Genomic DNA, 16086 nt, shown 5'->3' with positions numbered 1-16086 from the left:
TTGAAAACCGCAATTGTACACGAATGGCTTGTTAATTATGCAGGCTCGGAAAAAGTTGTTGAATCTTTTACCAACATCTGGCGGGATGCGGATGTTTTTACTCTTGTTGATTTTCTAAATGATGAGGAAAGGAAAATTATACTCAAAGGGAAAAAAGCAAAAACATCTTTTATTCAGCATTTGCCTTATGCAAAAAAGCAACATCGTAAATATCTGCCCTTATTTCCTAAAGCAATTGAGTCATTCGATCTTTCCCAATACGATTTAATTATTTCAAGCTCTCATTCAGTTGCAAAAGGTGTAAGAACAAATAAAAATCAACTGCACATCTGCTATTGTCATTCACCAATGAGATATGCATGGGACGAAGCAGATTATTACTTGAAAGAAGCTAATCTAAATTCAGGGGTTAAAGGATTAATTGTTCAATCGATATTAAAATACCTTCGCAAGTGGGATTTAAAATCTGCTGATAATGTTGATTACTTTATTGCAAATTCAAATCATATAGCAAAAAAAATAAAGAGAATTTATAACAGAAATGCAGATGTAATTTATCCGCCTGTTGATGTAGAAAAATTTTCTCTTCTTACTGAAAGGGAAGATTTTTATTTAACGGCTTCAAGATTAGTCCCTTATAAAAGAATCGATTTAATTATAGATGCATTTGCCAGTATGCCGGATAAAAAACTTATCATTATTGGAAGTGGTCCTGAGAAAGAAAAACTTAAAACAAAAGCATCAGCAAACATAAGTCTTATCGGCTATCAGGAATTTGATAGTCTTAAAAGCTATATGCAGAAAGCAAAGGCGTTTGTTTTTGCTGCTGAAGAGGACTTTGGGATAATTGTTGTTGAGGCAATGGCTTGCGGAACGCCGGTTATTGCTGGTAACTTTGGAGGAACAACTGAATCTGTGGTTGATAAGGAAACCGGAATTCTATTTCCAGAGCAAACTGTTGATTCAATTATTGAGGCGGTTAAAAGCTTTGATGTTATTGCAAAATCAATTAATTACAGTGAAGTAAAAATTCACGCTAAAAAATTCAGTAGAGAAATATTTGAAAAAAACATAAAAAATTATGTTGACGAAAAAATAAAATTATTCAATACAAATTCTGTTAGAAAATGATCGTAAATAAAAAATCAATTTATTATCAAAGGTTAATTGCCGATTTGTTCCTTCTGAACATTTCATTTCTTATTGCAGCTATTCTTGCACAGCCATATCATATTCTTATTGATAGAAACTATATGTTTATTCTGTTGTTGATTCTGAATATTCTTTGGTTTTTTTATGCTGCTGTTACAGAGTTCTATGATGAATTTTATTTTAGATCAATTGCAACTCAGTTACTTAACATTGCCAAAAGCACCATTATACAAATTAGTGCCGCTGTATTATTTATCTTTTTAATGAAAGAAGATTTATTTACCAGGAATTTTATTGTCTTCTTTGGAGTTTTACTTTTTATAACAATTAGTTTGAGGATAGTTGCGTTTAAAAAAATTCTGCAGGCTCTCAGAAAAAAAGGTAAAAATATAAGAAGCCTGATTATAATCGGCGCAGAAGATATTGGCAGGAACTTTAAAAAAACAATTATTGATAATCCTGATTTTGGTTATTCATTTGTTGGATTTCTGGATGACAATTTAACCGAATCAGGTGTGGTTGGGCGTGTGAATGATTTGGAAAAAATAATTATTGAAAAAAACATAGACGAAGTTGTAATCGCTTTACAAAATGAATCCACGCAAAAACTTGATGAAATAATTAGAATATGCAATATCAACGCAGTGAAAATTCATATAATTCCCGATTATTTCAGATTTCTTTCAGGCAGATTTCAGGTAAGTTCTATAGGAAATTTTCCAATTATAACAGCACGCGATGAACCTCTTGAAGAGGTTAACAAAAGGTTCGTTAAAAGAACATTCGATATTGTTTTTTCACTTCTTGTAATCATTTTAGTTCTAAGCTGGTTGTTTCCGATTATGGCTGTTTTGATAAAACTTTCTTCACGTGGACCGGCTTTATTTGTTCAAGAAAGAATCGGAGCAAAAAACGAGAAGTTTAAATTTTTTAAATTCAGAACTATGATAACAGATGAAAATAAATCTAAAGAATTCAAACCAGTTCTTGCAGGTGATAAAAGAGTTACAAAACTTGGCAGAGTTCTTAGAAGAACAAGTCTTGATGAACTGCCTCAGTTTATTAATGTGCTGATCGGTGATATGTCTGTTGTTGGTCCCAGACCTCATGCTATTCCGTATCAAAATATGTACGGACAGGTTTTCGAAGAAATAAAACTTCGCCATAATGTAAAACCCGGCATTACAGGTTGGGCACAAATTAATGGTTTACGGGGTGATGTAAAAGATGAAGAATTAAATCGCCAAAGGACAATACAAAGAATAAAATATGATTTATGGTATATTGAAAACTGGTCAATGAAGCTGGATATTCAGATAATCCTGATAACAATGTGGCAAGCGATTAAAGGTGATGCTAATGCTGTTTAGTAAATAAAAATAAGTATTTGATTAGCTGCAATTTATTTACAACTGTAATTAAGTTGATGTTATTATTACATCTTATAAGTGCAAAAAGGGGATTTATGCTGGAATTTTCATTGCATAGTTTTTGATTAAATTAAATACAATCAGGTTTAAACTATATTTAAAACGCTTGAAAGATGAGATTTTAATTAACAAAATCAGAATTAAGTTTGGATTATTAATTGACACTAAATTTATGGAGATGAACTATGGTTTTAAGTGAGAGTTTTTTCAGATTATCTGCACTGGCTGGTTTTATTATTATCTTATTAGTAATACTTTTTGGTTATCTCTTTTTTGAACCCTATTTAACAGAAGATACAGTAACAATAAAAGTAATTAATAAAGCTCAATTCGGTAAAGAAAGAGGTAAGTATTTTGTTTTTACTGAAGATGAAGTTTTCAGTAATTCTGATAATTATTATCAGAATAAAGAAAATGCCGATGAATTAAATCTGCAGATATATCCCGGCAGTACATATAAAGTTAAGGTTGTCGGTGTTTACATTCCCTGGCTTCCAAGGTTTAGAAATATTATTAGCATTTTGGAAGTCAATGAGGTGCCTGTGCTTAAAACAAAAAGCAAATAAGATGTTTAAGTATTATGCATCCTCATCTATTGAAAAGATTTTACTAATTTAGCTGGGGATTAATGAAAAAAGTGAAGTTATTATAAACCGTTAAGCCTACTTGTCTATAATAAGATGGTATGTTTTGAGTTACTACTTTGTTTTCTTATTACTTTTTTTTGTTTGTTTTAGTTTTTTGGGATCACAATATTTTTTTATCATATCATAAGCATCAAAATAACCAAGCTCTCCAGCTTTATTAAAATCCATGCAAGCGTTTTTATCATCATTTAATGACAGCAACGAAAGCCCTCGCAGATAAAATACTTTTGCAGATGTAGAATCAATTTTTAAAATGGAGTTATAATTAACAATTGCTCCTGAGAAATCCCCGATCTTACTCTGTGCTTCTGCAAGAATAAACATTGTATTTGTATTAAGTGAATCTATTTCGAGTGACTTTTTATAATCTTCAATAGCTCCGTTAATATCATTTAAAATCATTTTTTCATTTGCGCGGTTGTAATATGGAATGCCGTCTGTTGTATCAAGAACTAAAGCTTTTGAATAATTATCAATAGCCAGTTTGCTATTACCCATTATCCCATAGAGATTACCGATGTTTACATAAACTGCAGGATTTCTTGAATCGTATTTTGCTGCCTTAAGATAGTAATCGATAGCAAGCTGGTTTTCACCATTTAAATATTCAAGATAGCCTAAGTCAAAAAGTAATTCGGCAGATGTCGGATTGAGTTTATATGATTTTCTGAAATTTGTCTTGGCTTTAGAAAACTCAGAGCGTTCTAAAAATATCCTGCCTTTTAAATAAAAAGCAGAGAATGATTCTTCTAATTTAAGCGAACTATTTAAATCATTCATCGCAGATACTTTATTATTGAGTTTATAATTTGCTCTGGCTCTTAAGAGGTAAAATTCCGCAACTTCAGGTTCAATACTTATAGCCTGATTGATAAGTGTTAACGTAGTTTGATATCTGCCTTCATTATATGCCTCAAGTGCATCAATGTATTGGGGCATATCAAGTTTTGCCGCACATGCAATAAGCATTAAAGACCAAACAATGTAATTGAGAATTAGTTTGAAATTCATAAATAAAACTAAAATTGTACCTTCAATTTAAAAGATTAAAAATAATTTATGCAAATAATTAGTCTTACATTAGTAATATTTCTGAAATAAGAAAGAACTGATTGATACACTAATAATTACTGCTAATAAAGGAAATACTGTTGATGCTTCTGGTAAATCATAAAACAAAAACAGTTATCAGAATAATATTATGGGATTGTCAGTGCAGGTCAATTTAACAAAGACAATGTCTGGTAAAGAGATTGAAAAAAGAATTATTGTAAGCCGGAGTTAATCGCATCTAAAAACAAAATAAATTTATTTATTCGTTTGTTTGTAAAGAGTCTAAAAAGTATTTGACTATCATTTCACCGTCTATTAAAGGATCTTCTTCAATACCTGTTTCAAAATTCCTATCAACTTTTTTAGTCAACCTGAAAGCTGCTTCACGAATATTTTTAGGTATGCTGCAATCTTCCTGAAGTTTATTAAGCATAGTTATTGCTGAAGCGCCCCAATCTTTATCAGAATTAGACTTAAGCCAATATTCAATAGCCATACCACAAGCCCTTCTTGCACAGACACGAGCCTGCCCGATATTGCCAATCTTGCTTGCCTGTTCACCTGCTCGTAACTCAGACAAAGCTATAGTGTATATAAGATCTTTAACTTTTGTCATAACTAATCAAAATAAGTTTTTCTATCAGGGTCTTCCAGATGAAGTTTGATTTCTTTCAGATGTTTTTTGTTTGTGCGATTCAAAGATAATGAAGGAAGATTATTGAAATCAAAAAATTTCACAGCAGTTGTTTCGTCACTTATTTTGGCTTCACCATCAATCAGTTCACATAAAAATATAATTTTAAAAGCATGAAATAATTCCAGCTGCCTGCCTATTCTGTTAGCATCAAAAACTCCAATTACTTTAACTGGTTTTACATTATATCCGCTTTCTTCTCTGCATTCCCTGATAGCTGCTTCGGATGGAATATCTCCTACATCAGCCCAGCCGCCGGGCATTGCCCAGCAATTGTCTGTTGTTTCCTGCACAAGTAATATTTGTTCATCTTTAATTACTGCCGCACGAACATCAATCTTCGGTGTTGCATAACCGGGATGTTCCATTAAAACTTTTTGAACAGAATCTTTTCCAAGTGTTGTATGATGTTCAATTATTTCTGCAGTTATTTCTGTTAATCGTTTATATCTCTTCTTTTCATATTCTGTAACTGCAAAAGCTAATCCGGTTTGAGAAAGCTGTTGTATCTCTCTTGCGATTTCAAGCCATTTAAATTCTGAATTATCTTCTTTCATAATTGTTGTGAGATCATTTTGTGTTAATTGATAATAAATAAATTTCTTCTTTAACTTTTACTGTGTTTTAATTTAGAACCCTGAAGTTGCTTTAACATACTTAAACTATCTTTGATAATAAGAAGTCTTGATTCTTTTATGCTCACTTAATCCAATTTAATTCAAACAAAAGTAATACAACACATAAACAATATACACTACCTGAACTTTAGAAAAGATAAAAATAATTGCTGGCACCAGTTTACAGATGATGATAACGAGAAAGAAAATTTAAACAAATAATCTTGATCTAAATCTCATTATCGCTGTTACATAAAGTCTTTGCTTTTACTCACTTACAAATTCTTGTTATTCAGTTTCATTTACTTTATATTTTAATTCCAATTTTGAGCATAGCTTTATTAGAAAATAAACAATATTAAGATATAGCTCTTCTCAAAATTATGATTTTTATTAAGAATTATAATTTTTTTTGCTATTCAATGAATCAAGATATCCTCAGACAATAAAATATTTATCACAAAAACCATTGACATAGCGATCAAGAAAAAAGGAAGTTATTATGAGTGAAGAGATTAAAAAAGATAAAAAGATCGAAGAGATTGAAACCAATGAGTGGTTATACTCGCTTGATTACGTTCTTGAACATAGCGGTCCTGAACGGGTAATTGAACTCTTAAGAGAACTTCAGGTTCGTGCTTATAAAGCCGGTGTTCATATCCCTTTCAGTGCAAACACACCTTATATAAATACTATTCCAAGAGAAAAACAATCACCATTCCCGGGTAACAGAGAAATTGAAAGACGAATTAAAAGTCTGATTCGTTGGAATGCAATGGCTATGGTTGTTAAAGCAAATAAACAGGAACATGGAATTGGCGGTCATATATCAACTTATGCATCTGCGGCAACTTTATATGAAATCGGATTTAATCATTTCTTTCGTGGAAGAGGTGAAGGTTATGAAGGTGATCAGATTTATTTTCAGGGACACGCTTCACCCGGTTTTTATGCAAGAGCTTTTCTTGAAGGAAGAATAACTAAAGAGCAATTAGTAAATTTTAGAAGAGATTTAGCTCCCGGAGGCGGACTCACATCGTACCCTCATCCGTTTTTAATGCCTGATTTTTGGGAATTCCCAACTGTATCAATGGGGCTTGGTCCGATTCAGGCTATATATCGTGCAAGATTTAACAGATACCTGGAAGATCGTGAATTAAAAAAACCAGGCGGAAAAGTTTGGGCATTTCTCGGCGATGGTGAAACTGATGAACCAGAAACACTTGGAGCTATTACTCTTGCTTCAAGAGAGAAATTAGATAACCTGATTTTTGTTATCAATGCAAACCTGCAAAGACTTGACGGACCAGTGAGAGGAAATGGAAAAATTATTCAGGAACTTGAAGCGATATTCAGAGGTGCAGGATGGCATGTTATTAAAGTTGTTTGGGGAGGCGATTGGGACCCATTGCTGGAAAAAGATAATGAAGGAAAACTTGTAAAAAGAATGGGGGAAGTTGTTGATGGTGAATATCAAAAATATTCTGTTGAAGGTGGAGCATACATCAGGAAGAACTTTTTTGGGAAAGATGAAGACCTGCTGAAGATGGTTGAGCAGATGAGCGATGAAGAGTTATTCAAGATGAAGCGCGGCGGGCACGATCCGGAAAAAGTTTACGCTGCATATAAAGAAGCTGTAAACTATGTCGGTAAACCAACAGTTATAATAGCAAAAACAATAAAGGGATATGGACTTGGTGAAGCAGGTGAAGGAAAAAATATAACTCATCAGCAGAAAAAATTAAATGAAGATGAAATGAAAGAGTTCAGAAGCAGATTTGGAATTCCAATCTCTGATGAGCGAATTGCTAATGATCCTTTTTATAAACCAGATGATAACAGTGAAGAAATTCAATACATTAAAAAAAGAAGAGAAGAGCTTGGCGGATATTTGCCTTCGCGAAAGACAGATATCAGACCAATTAAAACCCCGCCTGAATCTTTATTTGAAGAATTTTATAAAGGAACAGAAGGACACGAAGTATCAACAACGATGGTGTTTGTAAGAATTTTAGCAAAATTGCTGAAGGATAAAGAAATAGGAAAACTTATTGTTCCTATTGTTCCGGATGAAGCCAGAACTTTTGGCATGGAAGCTTTATTCAGACAAGTTGGAATTTATTCACACTCCGGACAATTGTATGAACCCGTTGATGCAGCTTCTTTGCTGTATTACAAAGAAGCTAAAGATGGTCAGATACTTGAAGAGGGTATTACAGAAGCCGGCTCTATGTCATCTTTTATGGCAGCTGGTACTGCATATTTAACACACGGAATAAATATGATTCCTTTCTTTGTCTATTACTCAATGTTTGGATTACAAAGAGTTGGCGATTTGGTTTGGGCTGCTGCTGATATGGGTGCTAAAGGATTTTTATTCGGCGGAACTGCGGGTAGAACTACACTTGCCGGTGAAGGATTACAGCATCAGGACGGAAACAGTCATCTGCTTGCTTATCCGGTGCCGAATCTTGTTACTTATGATCCAGCGTTTGCTTATGAAATCGCTGTTATCATCAGAGATGGTATTAAAAGAATGTTTGAAGATCAGGAAGATATTTTCTATTACGTTACTTTAATGAACGAAAATTATGCAATGCCTGAAATGCCTAAGGGCGTTAAAGATGGAATTTTAAAAGGTATGTATAAGTTTAAGGCTTCTGATAAAAAGACTTTTAAATTAAAGGCGCAGTTACTTGGAAGCGGAACGATACTTAACGAAGTAATTAAAGCCGCAAAAATTTTAGAAGAAGATTATCGTGTTGCTTGTGATATATGGAGTGTAACAAGTTATAAGGAATTACGCCGCGATGCTCTTGAGATAGAAAGATGGAATATGTTGAATCCAACTAAAGAGCAAAAACAAAATTATATCCAAAAAACACTTCAAAAAGAAGACGGGGTTTTTGTAGCTGCATCTGATTATGTAAAAGCTCTGCCTGACTCAGTCGCAAAGTGGTTCCCGAGATATTTGTATTCTATGGGAACAGATGGTTTCGGAAGAAGCGAATCAAGAGCAATGCTTCGTGAGTTTTTTGAAGTGGACGCTAAACATATTGCCTTTGCAGCATTAACTGCATTGTTCAAAGAAGGCAAGATACAGGATAAAGTGTTGGATAGGGCTGAAAAAGAACTCGGTATAAATCCAAATAAAAGAAATCCTTTGAATAGCTGATTTAAGTAAACCAGATATATTGAGATTTGATTAGAGAGTATCAAGAAACGCATATAAGCTAAATAGAGATTTAACTGACGTAATTATTAGCTTAACAATTAATGTTTACGAGCAGATTAGTTTATTGACTTACTTTGATGAGTAAGATTTAAAGAAAATATTAATAGATAAATTTTATAACTCTGTTGATCTGAGTGGATTCTTATAGATTATCTCTGTAAGAGTCACTAGTCAGAAACAGCAGACAATAATCAGGATATTAAGATGACAAAAGAATTTATACTACCTGAACTTGGCGAGAACATCGAATCTGCTGAGGTTGTAGATGTTCTTGTAAAAGAAGGGGATACAATTGCAAAAAATCAGGCAGTGCTTGAGATTGAAACTGAGAAAGCAACAATTGAAGTTCCCTCAACAGTTGAAGGTAAGATAACAAAACTCAATGTTAAAACCGGCGATAAAGTAAAGGTTGGTGCAGTAATTTTAGTTGTTGAAGAAATTGGTAAAACTGCTGAGAGTAATACAAAGAAAAGCGCAAGCGAAAGTAAGCCTGAAATAAAAGCCTCCGAAACAAAGCCAACATCACAAAATATACAAAAGCCCTCAGTTGAAACCGGACAATCAGGGAAAAAAGAAATAAGAGAATTCCGTTTGCCTGAACTTGGCGAGAATATTGAATCGGCAGATGTAATAGATGTGCTTGTTAAAGTTGGTGATGTAATTGAAAAAGATCAGGCACTGCTTGAAATCGAAACCGAAAAAGCAACGATTGAAGTCCCCTCAACCCTTGCAGGAAAGGTTGTTGAAGTATTAATCAAAACCGGCGAAAAAGCAAAAGTCGGTGCTGTAATGATTAGAGTTGAGACAGCTGGCTTAACTATAACAGAAACCAAATCGGTTGATAAAGATAAAACAGAGAAAGAACAATTATCAAAAGAAGAGAACAAGCAAGTTAAATCAGAAGTGAAAACAGGTGAACGCCCATTAACTCAAGCTATGGAAGCACCTGATAAACAACCACCAATTTTAAAAGGTGCTGCTCCTGCAGCTCCATCAGTAAGAAGAATAGCCCGTGAAATTGGTGTTGATATAAATAAAGTTCCAGGTACTGGTTCTGGCGGCAGGATCTCAATGGATGATGTCAAAGCTTTTTCAAAAAAACTACACGAATCATATTCACAAGGCGGCAGTTTTGGATTAAATATCCAAGCTGAAACATTGCCTGATTTTTCACGGTTTGGCGAAATTAAAAAAGTTCAGATGACAAACATCCGGAAGAAAACAGCCGAGCATCTTAGTTATGCGTGGGCAACAATTCCACACGTTACTCAATTCGATAAAGCTGATATCACTCTTCTTGAAAAATCAAGAAAAGAATTAAATCAGAATTCTAAAACCAAACTTACTGTTACCGCTATTCTTGTAAGAATAATTGTAGAGGCGCTTAAGAAATTTCCACAGGTAAATTCCAGTATAGATATGGAAAAGAAGGAAATTATCTACAAGAATTATTTTAATATCGGTATCGCAGTTGATACAGAGTTTGGATTAATTGTTCCGGTTATTAAAAATGCAGATAAAAAATCTTTATCCGAAATTTCTGCTGAGCTTAATTTATTAGCAGAAAAAGCACGAAGTAAAAAAATCGGATTGGACGATTTACAAGGCGGATGTTTCTCAATTTCAAATCTTGGTGGAATTGGCGGAACATATTTTACTCCGGTTGTTAATTCTCCGGAGGTTGCTATTCTCGGAGTATCGCGCGGAGCTTTTGAACCGGTTTGGAATGGATATGGGGTTTTTGAACCAAGGCTGATGCTTCCATTGTCTTTATCTTATGATCATAGAATTATTGATGGTGCTGACGCAATTAGATTTTTAAGATTTGTGGTTGAGGCGTTAGAACAGCCGCTTAGATTATTATAGTTAACCGGAAACAGAATAAACCGATTTTGCAGATTAATAACTGCACCTGATTTTTAAAGGATATAAAATGAGTGAAAAGATAAAATTAACAGTTATAGGCGGTGGACCCGGCGGATATGTTGCTGCTTTTCTTGCCGCTGATCTTGGTATGGATGTTACTCTTGTTGATCTTGAAAAAAATCCAGGAGGTGTTTGTCTTTATCGCGGATGTATTCCTTCTAAAGCATTGCTTCACGTTGCTAAGCTTATTCACGAAGCTGAAGATGCTAAAAACTGGGGAATAGAATTCGGCAAGCCGCAAATTAATATAAACAAATTAAGAGATTTTAAAGATAATGTTGTAAACAAACTTACTGGCGGGCTTGGACAGATATCAAAACAAAGAAAAATAAACTTCATACAAGGCAGAGCAAGCTTTATTAGCTCATCAGCTTTAAAGATCGAAAAAGTTGATGGGCAAACAATTGAACAATCATTTGATAAAGCTATTGTTGCAACAGGTTCTGTTATTACTTCAATCCCCTCATTAAATATTCAATCAAAAAGATTACTTAACTCAACCTCTGCACTTGATTTGCCTGGGATTCCAAAATCACTATTAGTAATTGGCGGAGGATATATCGGGCTTGAACTTGGCTCTGTTTATCAGGCACTTGGAACTAAAGTGTCTGTTGTTGAGATGATGCCCGGATTATTGCCGGGTGCAGATCGTGATCTTGTAAATTATCTTTCAATGCGGATTAAAAAATCTTTTGCAGAAGTAATGTTAAACAGTAAAGTTCTTGAAATGAATGAAGTCAAAGATGGAATAAGTGTTAAGATACAGGATGATAAAGGAAATATTTCTGACAAAATTTACGATTATGTTTTGATGTCAATTGGAAGGAAACCGGAAGCGCGAGGACTTGGTTTAGAAAATACTAAGGTAAGTTTAACTGATCGCGGCTGGATAAAAGTTGATAAACAATTAAGAACAACCGATCCTAACATTTTTGCAATCGGAGATATAGCTGGTGAACCGATGCTTGCACATAAGGCATCACACGAAGGAAGAGTTGCTGTTGAAGTGATTGCAGGACACAAATCATATTTTGAACCGCTTGCTATTCCTGCCGTTGTTTTTACTGATCCGGAAATCGCCTGGGCAGGATTAACGGAAGAGCATGCAAGAAAAGAAGGAATAAAATACGAAGTCGCAAAATTTCCCTGGGCTGCAAGCGGGCGAGCAGTAACGTTGGATAGAAATGATGGTGTTACAAAGTTGATCGTTGATCCTGATACACAGAGAATATTAGGAATGGGACTTTGCGGACCCGGTGCGGGTGAGTTGATTTCCGAGGGAGTTCTTGCGATCGAAATGGGTGCGAATGTTACCGATTTGAAATTGACAATTCATCCACATCCAACTTTATCAGAAACAATAATGGATGCAGCAGAAGTTTTCTTTGGACAAAGCGCACACTATTATAAACCCAAAAGATGATGTTATTGAGATAATCGAAAACTCTTAGCAATCTTTGCATTAACCATGCTAAAAACATTCTTCGTAAAGAATGCAATGGATTAGAAGACTAAGTAATTTGTTTAATTCGTGCTGCTTTTTATTTTCTATATCCCCAAGTATTACTTTTGAAACAGAAATCTTGCTTACAGCAAGATTTTCTCGGTTCAATCCATTTTCAGTTCAATTTCCTGACGCCAATTTAAAAGCATATCCTTATTTAACCCTTGGATTCCTGCCTTGGTTACACCATTTGGAGCAGGAATTAATTCGTTTAATTTATCAAAAACAAGAAATCTGTTTTCGCTGCTTACTAACTGAAGAAGATGCCATAGAGTCAGTGATTCTTTTTTAGTTGCCAGAGATAATACAGTTCCAATTGTAGGGTCAGTAACTCCTGAAAAGTTTTCAAGTAAGCTTATCAGTTGAGGTGCTGTATCCAATGGATATGGCATTGCGTACTTTCCCCTCATCACCAAACAGCCAAAATTTTTCGGTACATAAGAATCAAACTCTTTAACACTTACCACTATCCATCCGCTCTCAACAATCAATTTACTCACTTCGTCGGCAGCAACACTTAATCTGAACGCACTGCCTTTATACAACTCCGTAAATTTTGCTAAAGGAGTAATAACTGTTAAAACATCAGTAGCATCCCCTTCAAACTTTTTAATCTGTCCTGTTTCAAGTTTTAGCTGATCATTTTTTGTTCTGCTTATATTGGTTAAAGGATCTATAAGTAATCTCCCTATTTTTGGGATTGCAAAAGTAATTGATGAATTCTCATCAGTCTGAATAACATCATCAGCTGACCAATCATCATTCTTACTCATATCATTATTATTTAATTTTGGCTGTCCTGTCATTGATATAATTTGCCATCCCCCGGACGGTGCAGTAATAAACATATAGGCTACTATTAATACAAATACAGCAATAATGCCATACAGAATTTTTTTTATAACAGCAAAATTAATACTAAAATCTTTTTTAGGTTTTACAACAACTGGTTCCGGAACAAATTCATTGGTTTCTTCAGACTCATCTATCTGATTTTCTCTTTTTTCTTTTTCAGCTAATGCAGAAGCAATTTTTTCCAACTCCCTTTTCTCACGAATCTTTTCATCCATTATATAAGAAAATATACCATCTCTTACCTCTGCTGATGGTTGGATTTCAGGCTGCAATTGTGCAAGTTTTTCAATAAGTATATTTTCATCTTTTATTGAAGGGATGTTTTCTGTAAGCTTGTCAATTGCAATATTTAACTGAGCTTGAACCTGATCTTTTTTTGTTCCCATCATATCCGAAATTTCCTCAAGAGTATATCCTTCAACCTTATTGAGAACAAAGGTCATTCTTTCCTGATCAGGAAGTGTAATTAGATATTTATCCAGCTCACATTTTGATTCAAGTTCTTTAAGATCCTGATGGTCTGTTTTGTTTTTTGATTTCTTACTTCTAAATGCTTCAATTGTTTTGTAAACAGTGATTGAATTTAACCATTTAAGCAGAGAGGCATCAGATCGAACGAGATTGATTTTTTTCCAGGCTTCAATAAAAGTGTCTTTGGTAATTGTTTCGGCTAATGATTTATTAGCGGTTAATCTAAGTGCAAAGGCATATATTTTGGCAAGATTCATCTGAAAAAGCTGTTCAATAGCTGCATTGTTCCCAAGCTTGGCACTTTCAATTAATGACCTTACGAATTTATTATCTGAACTCACGATTTCTCCGATTATATTCTAGACCGTTTTGCAAAATTACTTCAACAAATATTAAATATCTATATTTCAATATGAATAAGTTTTTAGGTTATTAGTTTTTCCAGCTCGCTCAACTCATTTACCGGTTGTTTACAGGAATAATTACTGCAAACATAAAATGTGGTTTTACCGTCCAGTAATTTCATTCCTTCGGTGTAGGGTAAAAATATATTAAAATTTTCTTCTTTCTGAGTAAGTTTCAATATAATAATCTTGTTCGGACTAAAAGTATTTCTAATTAGAGCTAATGCTTTACTGTCAATATCATCTTTGCTTTTAGAAACTATGATGATTTCTGTTGAATCACTATACAAGAAATCTAATCCACATAAAAACATACTAAAAGCTGAAGGAATTCTATAAATCTGTCCTGAAAAAAACTTTATTGTTGCATCAATTTTAGTTTGATAAGTTAAATCAGCAGTAATTTTAAAAAGTCTTATCAAATTTAGCAGAGCTATAGAATTACCTGAAGGAACTGCACCATCATAAACAACTTTTTGTCTTGCAATAAGTTTTTCATTTTGAGCAGATGTAAAATAATAACCGCCCATATCATCCCAAAATTCTTTATCAATAATTGATTGAAGCTCTATTGCTTTTTCCAAGTATCTGTAGTTAAAAGTTGATTCAAATAAATCCAGAAGTGCATTTATCAGAAAAACATAATCATCAATAAAAGCCTCGACCGCTGATTCTCCATCCTTGTATCTATGAAGAAGTTTACCATCTTTTTTTATTAGATAGTTTTCTATAAAAGCAAATGATTTTTCGGCAGTATCAAGATACACTCCGTTGTTAAATGCCTGGTATGCTTTTGACAAAGCTGATATCATCAGACTATTCCAGTCGGTTAAAATCTTATCGTCTTTGTGAGGATGAATTCTTTTTTCTCTGTAATTAAAAAGTTTTCTGCGAATTACGTCCCATCTTTCTGAGAAATCATCCAGATCAAGATTCATCTCATCTGAGATTTCCTTAATTGGTTTTTTAAGATGGAAAATGTTTGTTGTGTTTGTTATTCCCTTTGATTCATCAATCCAATTTCCATTTTCCTTAATGTTAAAAACTTTTAGCACTAAATCTGATTCATCTTTACTTAATATGTTTCTGATTTCATCAGTATTCCATAAATAAAATTTACCTTCTTCGCCTTCGCTGTCAGCATCTTCAGCTGAAAAAAATCCGCCCTCTTTATTGGTCATATCTCTTAGAACATATTCCAGGATTTCTTCAGCAGTTGCTTTATAAAATTGATTTTTTGTTGCAAGAAAAGTTTCAGTATAAGCCATTACCAGCATTGCCTGATCGTATAACATTTTTTCAAAGTGCGGTACTATCCAGTTACTATCGGTTGAGTATCGTGCAAAGCCAAATCCAATATGATCGTATATGCCGCCAAGTCTCATTTGTGTTAGAGTTAGTTCAACCATTTCAAGAGCCCTGCTATGACCAGACTTTTTCCAGTATCTTAAAAGAAACATCAAATTATGTGGAGATGGAAATTTGGGTGCAGTATTAAATCCTCCAGATTCATCATCAAAATTTTCGCTAAGTTCCTGATACGCTTTATCAAGAATAGCTTCATTAATGCTCACAGATCCTTGGATAGTGTCCTGATTGTTAATTGAAAAAGAAATTTCTTCAGCAGATTTAAGTACTTCATCTTTTCTGGTTGTCCAGATGTCTTTTATTTTGGGGATAAGTTCCATCATACCGATTCTATTAAATCTTTGATGTTTTGGAAAATATGTTCCGACAAAAAATGGTTTTTTATCCGGAGTCATCACAACTGTTAAGGGCCAGCCGCCGCTGCCGGTAATCATTTGACAAACAGACATATATATTCCGTCAATGTCCGGTCTTTCTTCTCTATCAACTTTAATTGAAATAAAAGAATCATTCATAAGCTTAGCAACTTGGTCATCTTCAAATGATTCTTTTTCCATTACATGGCACCAATGGCATGTTGAATAGCCAATCGAAAGGAATACAGGTTTGTTTTCAATTTTGGCTCTTTCAAACGCCTCATCGCACCAGGGATACCAATCAACCGGATTGTAAGCATGCTGAAGCAGATAAGGATTTTTTTCATTGACAAGTCTATTTGGTTTTTTCATAA

Annotated in this window: 12 protein-coding genes; 6 read left to right on the top strand and 6 right to left on the bottom strand. The window is 33.9% G+C overall.

Annotated features, from left to right (window positions below; all coding sequences use genetic code 11):
* The 3 genes from ROY99_01770 to ROY99_01760 all read left to right on the top strand — a co-directional run bounded on the left by ROY99_01770 (nucleotide 1) and on the right by ROY99_01760 (nucleotide 3148).
* Nucleotides 1-1131 (top strand): glycosyltransferase, encoded by a 1131-nt coding sequence (locus tag ROY99_01770; protein ID MDT3695087.1) that lies wholly within the window; start codon nucleotides 1-3, stop codon nucleotides 1129-1131.
* Nucleotides 1128-2522, top strand: coding sequence for an undecaprenyl-phosphate glucose phosphotransferase (locus ROY99_01765; protein MDT3695086.1), 1395 nt, complete (start codon nucleotides 1128-1130; stop codon nucleotides 2520-2522). The genes ROY99_01770 and ROY99_01765 overlap by 4 nt, the downstream gene beginning before the upstream one ends.
* A gap of 245 nt (nucleotides 2523-2767) precedes the next feature.
* The gene (locus tag ROY99_01760; GenBank protein MDT3695085.1) at nucleotides 2768-3148 is read left to right on the top strand and encodes a hypothetical protein; all 381 of its coding nucleotides are present in this window, start codon (nucleotides 2768-2770) and stop codon (nucleotides 3146-3148) included.
* 132 nt (nucleotides 3149-3280) lie between these two features.
* Here the strand turns inward: ROY99_01760 and ROY99_01755 are convergent, their stop codons facing one another.
* From ROY99_01755 to ROY99_01745, 3 genes are all read right to left on the bottom strand, one after another.
* Entirely contained in the window at nucleotides 3281-4240 is a 960-nt protein-coding gene (locus tag ROY99_01755; protein MDT3695084.1) for a tetratricopeptide repeat protein, read from the bottom strand.
* 301 nt (nucleotides 4241-4541) lie between these two features.
* Nucleotides 4542-4898, bottom strand: a complete 357-nt coding sequence (locus ROY99_01750) for a hypothetical protein (GenBank protein ID MDT3695083.1) — start codon at nucleotides 4896-4898, stop codon at nucleotides 4542-4544.
* 2 nt (nucleotides 4899-4900) lie between these two features.
* Nucleotides 4901-5533: an NUDIX hydrolase gene (locus ROY99_01745; protein ID MDT3695082.1), complete on the bottom strand. Its 633-nt coding sequence runs from the start codon at nucleotides 5531-5533 to the stop codon at nucleotides 4901-4903.
* Nucleotides 5534-6095: 562 nt separating this feature from the next.
* Between ROY99_01745 and aceE the strand changes: the two genes are divergently transcribed.
* From aceE to lpdA, 3 genes are all read left to right on the top strand, one after another.
* A complete protein-coding gene (gene aceE / locus ROY99_01740) occupies nucleotides 6096-8768 on the top strand; it encodes a pyruvate dehydrogenase (acetyl-transferring), homodimeric type (GenBank protein ID MDT3695081.1) in 2673 nt (890 codons plus the stop codon).
* A gap of 264 nt (nucleotides 8769-9032) precedes the next feature.
* Nucleotides 9033-10694, top strand: a complete 1662-nt coding sequence (locus ROY99_01735) for a dihydrolipoyllysine-residue acetyltransferase (protein MDT3695080.1) — start codon at nucleotides 9033-9035, stop codon at nucleotides 10692-10694.
* A gap of 67 nt (nucleotides 10695-10761) precedes the next feature.
* The gene (gene lpdA, locus ROY99_01730) at nucleotides 10762-12177 is read left to right on the top strand and encodes a dihydrolipoyl dehydrogenase (GenBank protein ID MDT3695079.1); all 1416 of its coding nucleotides are present in this window, start codon (nucleotides 10762-10764) and stop codon (nucleotides 12175-12177) included.
* A 48-nt stretch (nucleotides 12178-12225) separates the two neighbouring features.
* On the opposite strand, the gene ROY99_01725 is transcribed toward lpdA, so the two are convergent.
* The 3 genes from ROY99_01725 to ROY99_01715 form a co-directional block, all read right to left on the bottom strand.
* Complete coding sequence (locus tag ROY99_01725) at nucleotides 12226-12366, bottom strand: hypothetical protein (GenBank protein MDT3695078.1); 141 nt, start codon at nucleotides 12364-12366, stop codon at nucleotides 12226-12228.
* Complete coding sequence (locus ROY99_01720) at nucleotides 12363-13925, bottom strand: RNA polymerase sigma factor (GenBank protein ID MDT3695077.1); 1563 nt, start codon at nucleotides 13923-13925, stop codon at nucleotides 12363-12365. Before ROY99_01720 ends, ROY99_01725 begins: the two co-directional genes overlap by 4 nt.
* A gap of 83 nt (nucleotides 13926-14008) precedes the next feature.
* On the bottom strand, nucleotides 14009-16084 hold the full coding sequence (locus tag ROY99_01715) for a thioredoxin domain-containing protein (GenBank protein MDT3695076.1): 2076 nt from the start codon (nucleotides 16082-16084) through the stop codon (nucleotides 14009-14011).
* Nucleotides 16085-16086 lie beyond the last annotated feature (2 nt).

The sequence above is a fragment of the Ignavibacterium sp. genome (assembly GCA_032027145.1).
In the GTDB taxonomy this organism is placed as follows: domain Bacteria; phylum Bacteroidota; class Ignavibacteria; order Ignavibacteriales; family Ignavibacteriaceae; genus IGN3.
Note: the sequence above shows the minus strand (reverse complement) of the source record. Positions and strands in the feature narration are given on the sequence as shown.